Source organism: Akkermansia sp. 54_46 (assembly GCF_001917295.1).
GTDB classification, from domain to species: domain Bacteria; phylum Verrucomicrobiota; class Verrucomicrobiia; order Verrucomicrobiales; family Akkermansiaceae; genus Akkermansia; species Akkermansia muciniphila.
In genome coordinates this window covers 1-15,523 of record NZ_MNUD01000030.1, presented here as the reverse complement: position 1 = coordinate 15,523, position 15,523 = coordinate 1, and the positions used below count along the sequence as shown (strand labels likewise).

Here is a 15,523-nt window from a genome sequence, read left to right as displayed (position 1 = left end):
CCGGAGTATGAGCCGCATTGCAGGATTGGGAATGGATTTGGCGGATATGGAACGCGTACGCCAGGCCCTGCGGAAAAACGGGGAGGCGTTTGCGTTGCGCATCTGCACCCCTGATGAGTGGGCTTATTGCCGGAAGCACGCGGATCCCGTGCCGCATCTGGCGGCGCGCTTTGCGGCCAAGGAGGCCGTGGCGAAAGCCCTGGGAACGGGAATCGGGGCGAAGTGCGCTTTTACGGATGTGGAGGTGGTGCGCGGCGATGCGGGAGTTCCTTCCATTCTTTTGCACGGGGCTGCGGGAGTGACCGCCCGGGAGCTGGGCATTACGGGCTGGTTCCTGACCATGACCCATTCCAGGTTGAGCGCCGCCGCCACCGTTATTGCCTTGGCGCAATAAAAAAGCCGTTCCCTGGGAAGAAAGGAACGGCTGGCATTAAAGGAGGAAAGGGAAGTTATTTTCTCCTTCTGCGTGCGGCAAATCCCGCGAACGCAAGCAGAGACAATGCCGCTGTGGAGGGTTCCGGAACAGCGGCATAAGAGACGGAGAGCGAACTCAGTTTCGTGCCGTTCAAGCCGTCATTATTCCAACCGGGAGCACGATGTCCAATGCTGTACATCTCGTTTTGGGTATCTCCTCCGTCATCAGTTCCGGTGTACCAGGCGATATCGCTGATAGAAACGGTTGCGGTGCTGGCAGCAGTACCATTATCAAGAGTAACGGTTACGTCATGTCCCAGGATATCAACGGTTACGTTTGTCCACGTATTTGCCGTCAGTCCGGCTTCTGCGATTGCTCTTCCGGAGGAGAGATTGCCGGAGTTGATGGCAACAGCCCCATTGCTGAGTCCCAGGCTGAAGCCGAATCCGCTGCGGGCAACGTGAATGATATTCTCAAGGGAATTGTTGCCTCCCCATGAGATGTCCATGGTGATGCTCATGGTCCCCTCCCCGGAAAGGGCTCCGTTCAGCATTTCCCGGAATACATTTGTACCGCGTTCGTCAAAGGTGGAACCGGTAAGAACCGTCCCCTTCTCTGTATCTTGGGCAGTATTGAAATTACCTGTAGCAGTTCCCCCCATGACGGCAGCCGCGGAGGAAAAATCCCATGTATAGGTAGCTGTCTCCGCCGCCTTTGCCGCACCACAGAAAAGCAGCCCTGCTGCCAGCAGCAAATATTTTTTAATGGATAGATTGATAGCCATATGACAATAGCACGTAATTGCAAAAAGATTCAACGATTTTCAAATTCGTTGAATGTTTTTCTATCTTAACCCATTAATAAATAGGTTTTTGAAAATATCCCTATTACAAGATTGGTTTCTTTTTTCGTTTGTTTATTTTCACTGTTCCATACAGAAAACGAGAAAATTATAGATTTTTTTCTTGTAAAACGGATTTGAAATTCGTTGCTATGGAATAAAAGAGGCCGCCCTGTCAAAGGGCGGCCTCTGCCTTAAGAGTTTTTTCTTAAGTCAGGTGGACTTTTAAGAAAAGCTCTTAATGAGGAGCTGGCGCTGTTCTTCCAGTTCGGCCGGGAGCTTCTTGCCCACCTTGTCGAACAGCTCGGTCTGGCTTTCCAGTTCAGCCTGCCATTCGCTCGGGTTGAGAGCCATGTTGGCGTTGAACTGTTCTTCGCTGTAGTCGAGGCCCGTCTTATCCAGTTCGGCATAGGTCGGGGAGACGCCCAGCACGGTCTTCTGGCCTTCAGCCTTGCCCTTGGCGCGGCGCAGGATCCAGTCGAGAACGCGCATGTTGTCGCCGTAGCCCGGCCAGATGAAGTTGCCGTCCTTGTCCTTGCGGAACCAGTTCACGTTGAAGATCAGCGGAGGATTGGCAACGGTCTTGCCCATGTCCAGCCAGTGCTGCCAGTAGTCGCCCACATGGTAGCCGATGAAGGGAAGCATGGCCATCGGGTCGCGGCGGACCTGACCGATGTTGCCGAAGGCGGCGGCGGTCATTTCGGAACCCATCGTCGCGCCGACGTAAACGCCGTGCGTCCAGTCGCGGGACTGGAAGACAAGGGGCATGGTGGTGGCGCGGCGGCCGCCGAACAGGATCGCGGAGAGGGAAACGCCTTCCGGGTTCTGCCATTCGGGATCAATCGTCGGGCACTGGGAGGCGGGGGCGGTGAAACGGGCGTTCGGATGAGCGCACTTGCGTCCGCAATCCGGGGTCCAGTCATTGCCCTGCCAGTCGATGGCGTGGGCGGGAGCGGGGCCGTCCATGCCTTCCCACCAGACGTCGCCGTCGTCGGTCAGGCCAACGTTGGTGAAGATGACGTTTTCCTTGATGGTGTCCATGGCGATCGGGTTCGTCTTGTAGGACGTGCCGGGAGCCACGCCGAAGTAGCCGTTTTCCGGGTTGATGGCATGGAAGGTGCCGTCTTCATGAGGCCAGATCCAGGCGATGTCGTCACCGATGATGGAGGTTTTCCAGCCGGCTTCCCGGTAGGAGGCGGGGGGAACGAGCATGGCCAGGTTGGTCTTGCCGCAGGCGGACGGGAATGCGCCGCCGACGTAGGCCTTGGTGCCGTCCGGGGATTCAATGCCCAGAAGGAGCATGTGTTCAGCCATCCACTTGTTCTTGCGGGCGATGGCGGAGGCGATGCGCAGGGCCAGGCACTTTTTGCCGAGCAGGGCGTTGCCGCCGTAACCGGAACCGAAGGACCAGATTTCTTCCGTTTCCGGGAAATGGCAGATGTACTTTTCTTCGTTGCAGGGCCACGGCACGTCCACCTGGCCGTCTGCAAGCGGAGCGCCCACGGTGTGGAGGCAGGGAACGAATGTCCCGTAACCGTCACGCTTCGGGTTGCCGCCGCCCTTGACTTCGTCTTCCAGGCGCTTGAGAACCTGTTCACCCATCTTGGTCATGATGCGCATGTTGGTCACGACATAGGGGGAATCCGTGATTTCAATGCCGATTTTGGCCAGGGGGGAGTCCAGGGGGCCCATGCAGAAGGGAATCACGTACATGGTACGGCCCTTCATACAGCCATTGAAGAGGCCCTTCAGTTTGGCCTTCATTTCAACGGGATCAGCCCAATGGTTGGTCGGGCCGGCGTCTTCTTCCTTCTCGCTGCAGATGAACGTGCGGTCTTCCACACGGGCTACATCGGAGGGGGTGGAACGGGCGAGGAAGCACCCGGGGCGCTTCTCGGGGTTCAGTTTGATAAAGGTGCCCTTTTCTACCATCATGTTGCAAAGCTCGTCATTTTCTTCCTGAGAGCCGTTGCACCAGTAGATGGAGTCGGGTTGGCAAAGCTGGGCGATTTCTTCGACCCACTTCTTAGCTGCTTCGTGAGTGGTACTCATGGTGAAGATAGTGTATGCACGGAAATAGCCGTTGGCAAGCCTCCCGTGCGGCTTTTTATGGGGCGGTTTTGTTTCTCCGGGCATGGAAACCGCATGCGGGGAATGGCGTTGCCCTGATTGCCGGATGGCTGTGCGCGGGGGCTTTCTTCAGGATATCCCTTTTTCCTGCTGCCGTGTTTCTCGGAAAGGGTGAAAAAGACTGTTTTGACTGGAAATCTGCTTGCCAGCTCGTCTGCGATAGTCTAGGGAAGAATCATGAATGTCAGAATGTTGTCGGCAAATGCGGTGTTTCTGATGCTGCCGGCTTTGCTGGCGGCGTGTTCGGACGCCCCGCGCCCGCCCGCCGTCAGCTTCAGGATTCAGAATGTGCCTCCCGTGCCGCGCACGATGGCCCAGATGTCCAGAGAGGTGCACATTAACCGTGATTTCATGTCCCCGCGCTCCCGTGCTCGCCGGGCCGCCCATTCCATGCATCCGCGGTTTATCACGATTCACAGCACAGCCAATCCCAAGGGTGACGCCGCGGCGCATGCCCGGGCATTGAAAAGGGGGGCCATGGGGTCCCTGAACTGGCATTTTACGGTGGACCAGTACTGTGCCGTCCAGCATATTCCGCTGAATGAGACGGGCCGCCACGCAGACCGGGGCGGCCCCGGAGACATGTACTCCATCGGCATTGAGATGGGGGAGGTAAGGAGCCATAACCCCATTGTTACCTGGAACCGCTCCGCCAAGCTGACGGCAGTGCTGATGAAGCAGTACCATATTCCGCTCCGTAATGTGGTTCCTCATTATTATTGGACGGGGAAGAATTGCCCGGCCCCGCTGCTGACCAACGGCCGTCCGGGACATAAATGGAGCTGGTTCATTTCCCGCGTGGATTATTACAGGCGCTGTCTGGAGACACGGCCCGCCGCAGCGCTCTGACGGGTACGCGCACATGGTGCATGATAAGGGATACGTTCTTGGGTTCATGGCTGGAGAATTGCTTTTAACATCTTCTCTGGAGGAATGCGTTTTTATCCGCCCCAGAGAGTTGGCGGCCATGCAGGCGGCGGGAATGGCCTCCGTACGGGATTTGTTGTTCATGCTTCCGCGCAGGTATGAAGACCGCCGCATGTTTGACCGCTATGATTCCCTGTCTTCCGGTGTGCCCGTCTGCCTGAGAGGGAGGGTGGTGGATGTGGGCTGGAAAGGCTGGGGCGGACGGGGCGGCAAGGGCCGCGGCCGGTATGTGGAAGCCGTGCTGGCGGATGAGCAGTCTTTGGGGCAGGCCCGTTTTTCCTGCCTGTGGTTCAGCATGCCGGGCGTAGCCAGGATGCTGTGCGCCGGGCAGGAGATGATTGTATACGGGCGCATGAAACCGTATGGGAAAAAGCTCAGTATGGTGCATCCGGATTTTGAAATTATCCGGGAAGGAGATGAGCAGTCCATTCATTTGAACCGCATTGTTCCCGTGTATGGCGGCCGTATGGGGATTGCGGTCCGCAGGCTGCGGGAAATCGTATGGGAGACGCTGTCCAGGCTTTCCCCGGCTCCGGAACCGGAGGTGTATGAGTTTGTGCCGGACACTCCGTGCAAAACGGCATTGAGGGATCTTCATTTTCCTGAGACCGCAGAGGCCCGGGACCGGGCGCGGCGCCGTTTTGCGTTGGAGGAATGCCTTGCTCAGCAGTTGAACGTGGCCTACAGAAGAAGGCGGGCGGATGAAATGCCCGGCATGCGGACCGCAGGTTCCAGCCATTTGGTGAAGGATCTGGCGGATTCCCTGCCGTTTGAGCTGACGGAGGCTCAGAAGCGCTGCGTGAGGGAGATTTACCGGGATATGAAAGCCCCCCGTTCCATGAACCGCCTGCTTCAGGGGGATGTCGGGTCCGGCAAGACGCTGGTGGCTCTGTGCGCCATGCTGCTGGCCGTGGAACACGGTTATTCCGCCGTGATGATGGCGCCCACGCAGATTCTGGCGGAACAGCATTATTTGAAGTTCCGGCAGATGCTGGACAAGCTGGATGTGCCTGTTTCCCTGGTGACGGCGGACAGGAAGGAAGAATCCCATGTATCGTTTGGAAAGCAGGGCGGGATTGTGGTTGGCACGCATGCCCTGCTGTACGGGAAAAATGTGCCGGAGCGTGTGGGGCTGGTCGTGATTGACGAACAGCACAAATTCGGCGTGAATCAGCGGGAGAAGCTGATTGACCGGGAAGAGCGCCCCGACGTGCTGGTGATGACCGCTACCCCTATCCCCCGCACGCTGACGCTGACTTTTTACGGGGAGCTTGACGTTTCCATCCTGGACGGCGTGCCCGGGGGGCGCGGGGCGGTCGTAACAGCCATCCGTACGGAGAAGGATAAGGGAAAAGTGCTGGCATTCGTTCGGAACCAGCTGGAGGAAGGGAGGCAGATTTACGTGGTTTCCCCCCTGATTGACGGAGAGGATTCCCGGAAGGGGAAAGCCGTGACGAAGGAATGGGACGAGTGGAAGGCTCTGCTGCCTCATGTGGATGTGGGGCTGCTGCACGGCAGGATGTCTTCAGAGGAAAAAGAGGCGGTGATGAAGGATTTCCGCTCCAACCGCATCAGCGTGCTGGTGTCCACCACGGTGGTGGAGGTGGGGGTGGATGTTCCGAATGCCACGGTGATGATCATCAATAATGCGGAAAGTTTCGGGCTTTCCCAGCTTCATCAGCTCCGGGGGCGCATCGGCCGCGGGTCGCACAAGTCCTACTGCATTTTGATGACGGACGCCCGTCCGGAGGATGAGCAATGGGAGAAGCTGCGCATCGTGGAAACTACGGCGAATGGATTTGACCTGGCGGAACAGGATTTGAGGCTACGCGGCCCTGGAGACGTGCTGGGTACGTCCCAGAGCGGCTTGAAGGGAGTACGTTTTGAGGAATGGCTGCTGGATGCGCGCCTGATTCACCGCGGGCGGCAGCTGGCGGAGGCTATTCTGGCGGAAGATCCCAATCTGGAATCCGCCAAATACTGCCCTCTCCGTTTTTTGCTGGAAGACGGGGCGGGGAGGCGTGTGGCCGGGTAAGATTGTTTTTCTGCCGTTTGCTGACGGTCAGCTTGTAAGAGGCGCATGACAGATAAGAGGGCAACGATTTATCCGCCGGAATGAATCTAAAGAAGCAAAGAAGATGTTTCTTCTTCAACCCGAACACCGATAAAACAATGATTCAGACGTATCAAGTACTCCCTGTGGTGGCCATCGTATGCTCCGCTTCCGCCTTTGCCCAGAACGCTGCCGATCCCGTGCAGATGGTCAAGCAGAATATCGACCTGATTTCTTCCGCCAACAAGGTTTTGGACGACGTGAAGGACAACGCTGCGGTTGAAATCGCCATTAAGCAGCTCAATGCGTTGACCCAGCAGGCCAAGCAGCTGGACAAGTCCATGGAAAAGATGAAGCTTACTTCCGAGCAGGCTATCCGCATCACCAAATTGAACGGAGACGCCCAGGACACCATCGTGGACATGCTGGAAAATTGCGAGCGCATTCAAAAGGACAAGCTGATGACTCCGGCTCTGCTCAAGGCGGTGAATGATTTTGCCGACGCCGCCAACATCGACGTGGTGGAAACGATTACGACCGTGGAGCAAATTGTGGAAGATTGAGTGACCAGCTTATCAAAAGACCTTTGACTGGTAAGGCCGCCTCCTGAAGAAGGCGGCCTTATTTTTTAAGGAAGGGCCGTTTTTTATCAATTTCCGGGCAGGGCATTTTATTTCTCCATGGCCGGATTGGGGTTTCTTGCCGGAACCAGGTAGCCCGTGCCGGGAGACGTGCCCAGGCAGGAGAGGAGATCCTGGTGGCGCGGCAGGGACTTGGCGCGGAAAACGGCTGCGGCGGGGTCCAGCACATTGCCGAAGGTGATGGCTCCCATCGGGCATGCGAGCTGGCAGGCCGTTTGAGCCGCCCCGTCCGGAAGCAGCATGTCCTGGGCCGTCACATGGATGGAGGTGGATGGCTGGCCCGGATGCTCCTTCATCAAGCGGGATTTGTGCCGGATTTTGGCACGTTCCACCATTTGGACGCAGTAGGTGCATTTTTCCATGACGCCGCGGGAGCGAACGGTTACATTGGGATTGCGCTGAAGGCGCGTGGCCTGTTCCGATGCTTTGGCGTAATCAAAAAAATTGAAGCGCCGAGCCTTGTACGGGCAGTTGGTGGCGCAGTACCGGGTACCCCAGCACCGGGCGTACACCATGGCGTTCAGGCCTTCCGCAGTATGCACGGTGGCATTGACGGGGCATACGGATTCGCATGGGGCCTTGCCGCACTGCTGGCAGGCCACGGGGATGGAGGTGAGCGTCCCTTCCTCCGTGAAGTATCTGTCGATACGTATCCAGTCCAGGGCGCGGCCCCTGGCCATCTGGTCACGCCCTACCACGGGAATGTTATTTTCCGCGCGGCATGCAATCATGCAGGCGTTGCAGCCGATACAACGGGACGTGTCAATGGCCATTTTCCACTGGTAAACGGCATCCGCGCCGGGAGGGGGAGGCGGGACGCGGGACAGACCGGGATGCAGGGAGAACGGGGCAGGTTGCACAACGGGGCTTTGAATGGCTTCCGTCCGCTCCCGGAGGGCAGACAAGGCAATCTGTTCCGGGGCAATGCCGTATGCTTCCGTTTTTTCCACCTGTCTGCGGAGTTCGTATCCGCCGGAATTTTCCTGCCTTTCCGCTACGTGGTTGATGCCGCCATAACCCAGAGGAAGAATAATGAGATTATCCGCCACTCCCGGAATGGGGCACAGGATGACTTCCATTTGCGTGGAGGGGGCGGTAAGCGTGCAGTGCATGGGCCCGGAATCCGAACCTCCCAGCCGCAGAAAGGTGGCGGGGGAGACCTGTGCGGACGCCGCCCAGCTGACGCCTGTTATTGGGTCCGGGCATTCCTGCATCCATGCATTGCGTTTCCAGCGGCCGTCCCCAATGGAATAGTCCGGGCGGAATTGCAATTCCAGCATCCCGGTTCCCAATTTTTTCCCGTGGCCGCCAAAAGGCGCTGCGGGCGTTTGCATCATGGCTGTTCCAAGAGCCGTTTCTTCCTGCGGGGACAGGGGAGCATAGGCCGTTTCTTCCGAATAGCCGCGCTGAAGCGCCTGAGCCCAGGCCGCAGTTTTATTTTCCGGATTCACGGCGCGTTCAAAGCATTTGCGCGCTCTGTGGTAAACGGGAGAGAGGTGGGTGGGGGAATTGTCCGCCGTGGAGAGATGGCCTTTGGAGGAAAGCAGGCCGGAAAGCACTTCTTCCGGAGAAATGCCCCCGTACAGGGGAAGAATGACGGGCTGGCGATAGCAAAATCTGCCCCGGTAATCCCGCTCCACTCCCCATGATTCCAGAAAGTGGGCTGCCGGCAGGTGCCAGCGGCAGACGCGGGAGGTTTCATCTTCATACATTCCAAGGTGGATGCTTTCCACCCTGTTCAGGGCTTCCGACAGTCTGGAACTGTGCCCGGAATCCAGCACGGGATTTCCCGCATCCAGTAAAAAAACGATTTCCACCTTTTTCCCCCGGATGTCCCGAACAAGATCGTCCAGCGTGCCATAGGGAGTTGGGCGCGGTGCCTTTAACAACTGGATGCATGTCCCCATGGAGCCGAGAAGACAGTTGAGCTTCCAGACGATGCCGGATAATTCCGGATGATTGTCCCCCAGGAGGACCACGCTTTCTCCAGAGTGGCTGAATAAGTCATCCGCACAGTGGCGAAGCCAGTTGAGTTCCCTTTCCGTCAGGGGATGGTCCGTTCGCCGGGGAGGGGAAAGCGTTTGGCCGGAGTTTTTTTTGCTGGAAAGATAGCGGAACAGTTCCTCCAGGAAAAACGCCAGGCGTGCGGGAGGAACGGGCAGCCTGTGGTCGGCATGGGCCCCGGTCAGGGAAACGCGTCCCTCCACGGCGTAAAGGCGTGTTCGGTTCCTGTTTTCTTCTTTGTAATAAAGCCCTTCCGGGGAGCGGGACGCAATGAAGTCGCGCGTGTTTCCATAGGGGTTTTGATGAAGAAAATCGCAATCCAGGGAGAGGATGCGCCTGGAGCGCGCAAAACGCACGCGGAACCGTACTTCTTCCGGCAGCCCCGCCTGCATGCCGGAACCCGGTTCAGGCACGGGGGAATACCGGTAGATGCGCACGAGTGAATTTTTCCTGGTGATTTCCTCCAGCATGGAATGGAGCAGAGGGGAAGCCGAAGGGGGAAGGAGAAGGCCGATGCCGCCACCATCCCGAAGATTGCGGGACCAGGAAGAAAAGGCTCCCCGGAATTCGTCTTCGGAGGCCGGATTGCCGTTGAACAGGACATGTTTGCTGCGGCCGGGGTCGTAAAGGTCCAGAATGGAGGCCTGAGCCGCAGCCGGCAGCCCCGGACCTTCCGGGTATTGCAGGGAGGGAATCAATTTGACGGGGCGCCCTTCATAACAGGCGGCCAGTACGGGTTGCGCGTTTCCTCCCATGGTCAGGCAGGTGGCGTAAGCCGTTTCCACGCCGGGAACAGACCATTCAGGCCCTTCGTTATAGGGAACCAGGTATTTTTCCACACGGCGGCAGGCCGGCAGCCCTATCCCTGCCAGGGCTGCCCCTGCACCCATCCATTTCATGAAGGAACGCCGCGTCATCCCCCGTTCTTCTTCCGGAAGAAAAGCGGGGTGGTTCTGGGGAACTTCATTCTGGGAAAATGGAGGGAGGGGAGTCAAACCGGGTAATGATGGGGATTGATGAAACAGGGATGGCTTTTTTTAGGAAATCCGAAGGATGAAATCAAGTGGTGATTGACGGTAGTCTTTATCTTTGGGCCAATAAGGGATAAACAGGGAACAGGAGGAAATCTTTCTTGTGGAATTCAATGTCATTGATTACGGATTCAAGGAAGGAATCATTTAATGAAAAGTCCTTTGGTCTTTTTATTACGCAGTATCCGGGAACGCAGGGAGGAATAACTTTGGCGCCGCGGATGTCAAACAGGCTATGGAGGTCAGTGATGGCATGCGGTGCAATCCGTTTTCGGCTGAATTTTCCATTGGCGTTTCAGGAAATTTCCTAGTTGAAGCGGGGTTTGGATGCTTTTCCCTTCTTCATCCCGGATGGAATGCGTGCGGAGGTAGTCTGCGGCGGAATAACGGGAACTGGCCGTTTCCTCCAGCGGGCGCAGATGGGGAGCCGGATTGCGGTGGCAGTCCAGACACCATTGCATGCGGGCGTCGCGTGGAGCCCTGATGCGTTCCATGCCCGCCACGTCTCCATGGCAGGACGTGCAGCCGATGCCCCGGTTCAGGTGGGCCATGTGGTTAAAATAGGCGTGACCGGACAGGCGGTTGACCATCACCCAGCGGACCGGTTCTCCTGTGTAACCGGGGTATTGCGGGTCCGCCGCTTCCCTCAGGGGGGCGATGAGCGGGCTGTCCGGAAGAATATGCTGGTGGCAGCCCAGACAGGACTTCGTATCCGGAATGCCGGCTCTGGATGAGCGCTGTGCGGCGCTGTGGCAAGCCGTGCAGCTCATCTTCAGATCTCCGGCGTGAAGTTTGTGGGAAAAGCGGACGGGTTGCACGGGTTCATACTCCGGAATGCTGAAATTAACATAATATATTCCCCCCAGTACGAACGCGGCAGCGAGCGCAACCAGGGCGGCAATCCCGTAAAAGCGCTTGTTGGTATTGGGTGGAAAGATGTTGGCCATGAACCGTGGAGAGAAAGGGATGGAGCCTCCGTCAGGCCGTTCTGCCCGGGCGCGGGATGCGGGCGGGCGGCAGGGGCGTATCCATCGTCAGGTCTTCAGGCACCAGCCGTGCGGTGCTTTTCTTAATCTGTTCCCAGGTAATGCGCTGGCCTGTGTGGGCCGCTTCACGCCCCATGATGGCAGCCAGGGTTTTATTGGCTGCGCTTTCCAGTGTCTGGGTCCAGGTGCCGGAGCGCAGGAAACGGTAAAAGGCCACATGCGTGTCTGCGTACATATTGCCGCGTTCCCCGCGGAAACGCCAGCGGTTATTCGCCTGAATGTAGGGGCGGTAGGGAGTAACCAGCATTCCTTTTTCGCAGATGGTGCGGTCCACGATTTCCCCGTGGCAGCCAACCCACTGTCTGCATGAAATGTGGGCCGTTACGTTGTGGCCGTACTCAAAATAAACGTCGTAATGATCCCATACGTCGCCGTCATCCCGGCGCTGGGCGCGTCCTCCGGAGCCGAAAGCCGCCAGAGGAAGCTGCTCGTTCATGGACCAGACCATGCCGTCAATCGTATGGACGATTTGTTCCACAAACTGGCCTCCGCTCAGCCAGTTCCATGCGGTCCAGTTGCGTAGCGCCCATGCCACGTCCGTATCGGAGGAAGGTCGGGAATCCAGGGCCAGCGGAGACTTGGGAGGAGTGGTATAATATAACCCGTCAAAGGAGAGGACACGGCCCAGCTGCCCGGAGGAAAGCTTGCGGTGGGCTTCCTCATTCGCCTTGTCGTAGCGCCAGCAGAAGCCGTCCAGAATCACCAGATTTTTGAGTTTTGCCAGCCGTGCGGATTCCAGTACGGAAAGCACGCCGGGAACGTCCACCGCCACGGGTTTTTCCGCATAAATATGTTTGCTGGCGTCAATGGCCACCGCCAAATGTTCCGGACGGAAAGCGGGGGGAGTGCAGAGCAGAACTACGTCAATATCCGTTTGCAGCAGTCTCTTGTAACTGTCCAGGCCGCTGAACAGGCGGCTCCTGTCCAGCCGGGCTCGGTTGCCGTACTGTTCCGCCAGTAATTTGGCGCCGAAATCGATACGTTCCTGAAACACGTCTGCCAATGCCCAGGCAATTGTTCCGGGATCGGCGTCCAGAGCGTTTTTCATGGCACCCAGGCCTCGGCCTCCGCAGCCTACCAGGCCCACCTTGAGCGGTTTTGTGTTCGTCAGGGCCTCTTCTGCGTTCAGGCAGGGCATGACGGCAAGGAATCCGGCTGTTCCTGCGGCGGTTTTCAAAAAACGGCGTCTGTTCCAAATAGGGTAACCCATCTCAGGGGAATTATACGGTGACGTCCTGTGAAATCAAACGTCGTATTGAAATGGTGACACAAAAAATAGGCGCAACCGTCATTCTCGGAAATGGTGCTCTGCGGAGGGAGTCAATGAACTCCCTATATTTTGCCTATTAAATGGGAAGGGCTGTTTCCTGCGTTCAGAACGAGAGGCAGAGGTTAAAGAGATATGTTGCCTGAAAAACAGTTTTTAAGGATAAAAACTGATTTGACTCCGGAATCCTCAGTGTTCATGATGAATTCAATGAGGCCTCCGGCTTTTCAACCAATCATCATGATGAAGCGAAATCTCATTCCTTCTACGGCTTTTTTGGCGGCGTTAGTGTTTGTTGCCTGTGACGGCGGCAAGAAGCAGGATCATCCCCGGGATGTTTCGGTTCCCAGCGAACAGGCCGTTCCTAAAACTCCGGGAGAAAAAATTCTGGCCGTTCTGCTGCTTATTCAGGATCAGGCTACGGCAAACGCCCACGCGGCGGAGGTGAAAGAGCTGGCTGCCTCCCTGCCCGGGGATATTCCCAATGAAGAAGCCGTAAATATTGCAAATGAATTGATGCGTCTGGCCAGCCGGGAATGTTATGGTTCTTCGTCTCTGGAAGATGCTTTGAAAGGAATTCATTTCGATGCCGGGGAATACACGGGCAGTGTGCCTCTGGATGTGGATGGATTCGAACCTACCGCGGAAGAGCCGTAAAAATAAATTCCCCGTGCCGGGAATTGGGTAATTACTACAATGTTCCTCTTCATTCTGTTTTGCCGGAATGAAGGGCGGTTTGATATGGTATCAGGTCCCCCGGTAAATCCTTTCCTCTTCCTGATGGGAAAATGCGCGAAGAGAAGGGGAAAATATCTGTACAGCCCGACTCCCGGAGTTTTCTTGCTGGAGAACAAAGGGCCACGGGTGGTAAACTCAATCCAGGAGGCGGCGCAATTCTTCAATGGCTTCCGCCATATCTTCCCGGGTAATTTTCGTAGAAATGCCTGCCTCCCCTGCTTTGGAAAGCAGAACAAAGCGGATGGTTCCGGCCCGGAACTTTTTGTCTGATGCCGTTTTTTGAAGAACAGTTGCCGTATCAATGCCGTCCGGAAGAACCAAGGGAAGTTCCAGCGCCTGAAGCGTGCGAAGGATCTTGTTGGCATCGGAAGAACTTAAACCGGCTTTCCGTTCACTCAGAAACAGGGCGGCGCGCATGCCGAGCGCCACTGCTTCCCCGTGAAGGATGGTTCCGTAAGGGACGGCAGCTTCAATGCCGTGGCCGATGGTGTGGCCGAAATTGAGCAGAGCCCGGATATCCAGAGTTTCCAATTCATCATTTTCTACAATGCGGGCCTTAATGGCCACGTTCCGGGAGATTAGGTCAGGAAGCCTGGTAATAGTATTCAGGGAGAAGCCGATGGAGAGTTCCGTCCCCAGCCCTTTCAATTCATGAAGCATGGAAGCGTCTTTGATAGCTGCGTGCTTGACGGCTTCCGCCAAACCTTCCGCCAGCGTACGTCGATCCAAAGTCACCAGCGTGGTAGGGTCGATTACCACGACGGACGGCTGATGAAAGGCTCCTACAAGATTTTTCCCTTCTGGAATATTGACGGCAGTCTTTCCTCCTACGGAACTGTCCACCTGGGCGACCACCGTTGTTGGAATTTGCATGAAGGGGATGCCCCGGTAATAAATGGAAGCGATGAAGCCGGCCAGATCCCCTACTACGCCGCCGCCCAGAGCGGCGATGCATCCGGTGCGGTCAAGCCCGGCCCGGACCAGTTCGGAACACAGCTCCTGGGCCTGAAGCATATTTTTGGAAGCTTCCCCGGCATTCACTACGTGCAGGCTGGGCATGAATCCCGCGCTCTCCAGGGACTTCATTACGCGCTCTGCATAAAGCGGGGCGACGCAGCTGTCCGTGATAACCGCAATCTTGCCGTCCAGACCGGCGCGGTAGGCAAACTCTCCGGTACGGTCCAGTGCTCCGTTTTCCACGTGGATGTCGTAGGAACGTTCACCGAGAGCAAGAGAAATGGTAGGCATGAGGCCAGTATGGGATATTCCGGAGGGAACCTCAAACGGAAAGTGCGGATGAGGCGAAGAAGACGCATTCTCCTTTTAATGCGTTCTTGTCCTGGGTGCCAGCGGAGAAAGAGTTTCCAGGATAACTTTCAAATGCTCCGCGCGTGAGGCCGTGAACCCGCCGTCATCCTTCCAGATGATATTGCCGTTGCCGTCCAGAAGGACAATCGCTGTTTCCGCCTTCTTGTGAAGGGAAAGTCTGCGGCGTACAAAAGACTGGTCATAATAGGAAATCAGGGAATTGGTCTTCATGTAAAAATCCGGAAAATCCCCCAGAGCCTGTGTAAAGGCGGGGACATCACCTTCAATTGGGGGTGGCTGCAGAACCAGCAAAATGCTATATTCCACCGGGGTTGGCGTATGTTTGTACTGTTTGCGGAGGTCCTCGCAGAAGGGAAGCCACTTTTTCATTCCGTACAAAGTTTCCGGGTGAAAAACAGTCAGCATGATATGGAAACTTTTTGGAACGATGGGAGGCAGGGAAATATTGTCTCCCAGTAAATTCATGCCGTTGATATCCGGAAAACGGTAACGTCCGTTTCCTCCTCCATAAGGATGCTCGGGATTGGGCGTTGGCAAGTGTATTTCCTGATTCTTCATGCCCTGTTAGACAAAATTCGAAGAAATAATGTTCATGTCGATGGTTGCCGAACAGGGTATGTTCATTGGTGCGGGGAAGGGCCTTTTTTCTGTTGGAAGGCTCTCTTTCTCTGAAAATTCCGGCCGATTAGAAAATCGGTATTCATGGAAAAGGGAATATATAGACCTGTTATAAGTTTTTCTCGAAGAAAGGTGGGGTACAAGAGTAGGGAAGAGAGGGACGTTCAAAAAAAGATGCGGTGGAAAGAGGCAGTATGACAAAAGCATATACTGTTCATGATATGTAGGTTATGTGAGTATTGGAGGGGTGGTGGGAATAAGCGGACGCAAAAAACATCTCGAAAAAAATTGACAAAAAGGTGTGGTATGGTAGATTTCTCGGCACGCCAACACGGTGACGGGATGAAAAGCCCGGCGGCTGAAGGGCTCGGAAGAGCGCTGGAGGCGGCTGGAGCCGGCCACCCGGAGAACCCCCCGGAAGGGGTTGCGATAAGAAGATTTGAAGGGAATGACTACCGAAAACCGCCGAGGGTTTTCCGAGGG

General features: G+C 56.3%; 12 protein-coding genes. 5 read left to right on the top strand and 7 right to left on the bottom strand.

Annotation, left to right across the window (positions count from 1 at the left end; genetic code table 11):
- Positions 1–7 precede the first annotated feature (7 nt).
- Positions 8–394: a holo-ACP synthase gene (gene acpS, locus BHW66_RS05725; protein ID WP_012420248.1), complete on the top strand. Its 387-nt coding sequence runs from the start codon at positions 8–10 to the stop codon at positions 392–394.
- Between the two features lie 55 nt (positions 395–449).
- Here the strand turns inward: acpS and BHW66_RS05720 are convergent, their stop codons facing one another.
- Positions 450–1,199, bottom strand: coding sequence for a PEP-CTERM sorting domain-containing protein (locus tag BHW66_RS05720; RefSeq protein ID WP_046437484.1), 750 nt, complete (start codon positions 1,197–1,199; stop codon positions 450–452).
- 282 nt (positions 1,200–1,481) lie between these two features.
- Entirely contained in the window at positions 1,482–3,308 is a 1,827-nt protein-coding gene (locus BHW66_RS05715) for a phosphoenolpyruvate carboxykinase (GTP) (protein WP_031930846.1), read from the bottom strand.
- Positions 3,309–3,563: 255 nt separating this feature from the next.
- Between BHW66_RS05715 and BHW66_RS05710 the strand changes: the two genes are divergently transcribed.
- The 3 genes from BHW66_RS05710 (at position 3,564) to BHW66_RS05700 (ending at position 6,929) form a co-directional block, all read left to right on the top strand.
- Positions 3,564–4,235 carry an N-acetylmuramoyl-L-alanine amidase gene (locus BHW66_RS05710; protein WP_102758659.1) on the top strand — a complete coding sequence of 224 codons (672 nt, stop codon included), beginning with the start codon at positions 3,564–3,566 and terminating at the stop codon, positions 4,233–4,235.
- Between the two features lie 46 nt (positions 4,236–4,281).
- On the top strand, positions 4,282–6,348 hold the full coding sequence (recG, locus tag BHW66_RS05705) for an ATP-dependent DNA helicase RecG (protein WP_046437563.1): 2,067 nt from the start codon (positions 4,282–4,284) through the stop codon (positions 6,346–6,348).
- Between the two features lie 137 nt (positions 6,349–6,485).
- Entirely contained in the window at positions 6,486–6,929 is a 444-nt protein-coding gene (locus BHW66_RS05700; RefSeq protein WP_022197033.1) for a hypothetical protein, read from the top strand.
- A gap of 107 nt (positions 6,930–7,036) precedes the next feature.
- Here BHW66_RS05700 and BHW66_RS05695 read toward each other — a convergent pair whose 3' ends face one another.
- The 3 genes from BHW66_RS05695 to BHW66_RS05685 form a co-directional block, all read right to left on the bottom strand.
- Positions 7,037–9,910 carry a 4Fe-4S dicluster domain-containing protein gene (locus tag BHW66_RS05695; protein WP_286688945.1) on the bottom strand — a complete coding sequence of 958 codons (2,874 nt, stop codon included), beginning with the start codon at positions 9,908–9,910 and terminating at the stop codon, positions 7,037–7,039.
- A gap of 374 nt (positions 9,911–10,284) precedes the next feature.
- Complete coding sequence (locus BHW66_RS05690; RefSeq protein WP_046437480.1) at positions 10,285–10,989, bottom strand: cytochrome c3 family protein; 705 nt, start codon at positions 10,987–10,989, stop codon at positions 10,285–10,287.
- Between the two features lie 31 nt (positions 10,990–11,020).
- Complete coding sequence (locus BHW66_RS05685; RefSeq protein ID WP_102758657.1) at positions 11,021–12,298, bottom strand: Gfo/Idh/MocA family oxidoreductase; 1,278 nt, start codon at positions 12,296–12,298, stop codon at positions 11,021–11,023.
- Between the two features lie 297 nt (positions 12,299–12,595).
- Here BHW66_RS05685 and BHW66_RS05680 point away from each other — a divergent pair, with 297 nt between their 5' ends.
- On the top strand, positions 12,596–13,012 hold the full coding sequence (locus BHW66_RS05680) for a hypothetical protein (RefSeq protein ID WP_146023454.1): 417 nt from the start codon (positions 12,596–12,598) through the stop codon (positions 13,010–13,012).
- 216 nt (positions 13,013–13,228) lie between these two features.
- Here BHW66_RS05680 and aroB read toward each other — a convergent pair whose 3' ends face one another.
- Together aroB and BHW66_RS05670 are read right to left on the bottom strand one after the other, a co-directional pair.
- Positions 13,229–14,341 carry a 3-dehydroquinate synthase gene (gene aroB / locus BHW66_RS05675; RefSeq protein WP_046437476.1) on the bottom strand — a complete coding sequence of 371 codons (1,113 nt, stop codon included), beginning with the start codon at positions 14,339–14,341 and terminating at the stop codon, positions 13,229–13,231.
- A gap of 75 nt (positions 14,342–14,416) precedes the next feature.
- Complete coding sequence (locus BHW66_RS05670) at positions 14,417–14,887, bottom strand: hypothetical protein (RefSeq protein ID WP_128191278.1); 471 nt, start codon at positions 14,885–14,887, stop codon at positions 14,417–14,419.
- Positions 14,888–15,523 lie beyond the last annotated feature (636 nt).

Bases quoted from the DNA above. Each gene is read 5' to 3' on its own strand.
- acpS (WP_012420248.1), top strand. From the start codon at position 8: ATGAGCCGCATTGCAGGATTGGGAATGGATTTGGCGGATATGGAACGC.
- BHW66_RS05720 (WP_046437484.1), bottom strand. From the start codon at position 1,199: ATGGCTATCAATCTATCCATTAAAAAATATTTGCTGCTGGCAGCAGGG.
- BHW66_RS05715 (WP_031930846.1), bottom strand. From the start codon at position 3,308: ATGAGTACCACTCACGAAGCAGCTAAGAAGTGGGTCGAAGAAATCGCC.
- BHW66_RS05710 (WP_102758659.1), top strand. From the start codon at position 3,564: ATGAATGTCAGAATGTTGTCGGCAAATGCGGTGTTTCTGATGCTGCCG.
- recG (WP_046437563.1), top strand. From the start codon at position 4,282: ATGGCTGGAGAATTGCTTTTAACATCTTCTCTGGAGGAATGCGTTTTT.
- BHW66_RS05700 (WP_022197033.1), top strand. From the start codon at position 6,486: ATGATTCAGACGTATCAAGTACTCCCTGTGGTGGCCATCGTATGCTCC.
- BHW66_RS05695 (WP_286688945.1), bottom strand. From the start codon at position 9,910: ATGAAATGGATGGGTGCAGGGGCAGCCCTGGCAGGGATAGGGCTGCCG.
- BHW66_RS05690 (WP_046437480.1), bottom strand. From the start codon at position 10,989: ATGGCCAACATCTTTCCACCCAATACCAACAAGCGCTTTTACGGGATT.
- BHW66_RS05685 (WP_102758657.1), bottom strand. From the start codon at position 12,298: ATGGGTTACCCTATTTGGAACAGACGCCGTTTTTTGAAAACCGCCGCA.
- BHW66_RS05680 (WP_146023454.1), top strand. From the start codon at position 12,596: ATGATGAAGCGAAATCTCATTCCTTCTACGGCTTTTTTGGCGGCGTTA.
- aroB (WP_046437476.1), bottom strand. From the start codon at position 14,341: ATGCCTACCATTTCTCTTGCTCTCGGTGAACGTTCCTACGACATCCAC.
- BHW66_RS05670 (WP_128191278.1), bottom strand. From the start codon at position 14,887: ATGAATTTACTGGGAGACAATATTTCCCTGCCTCCCATCGTTCCAAAA.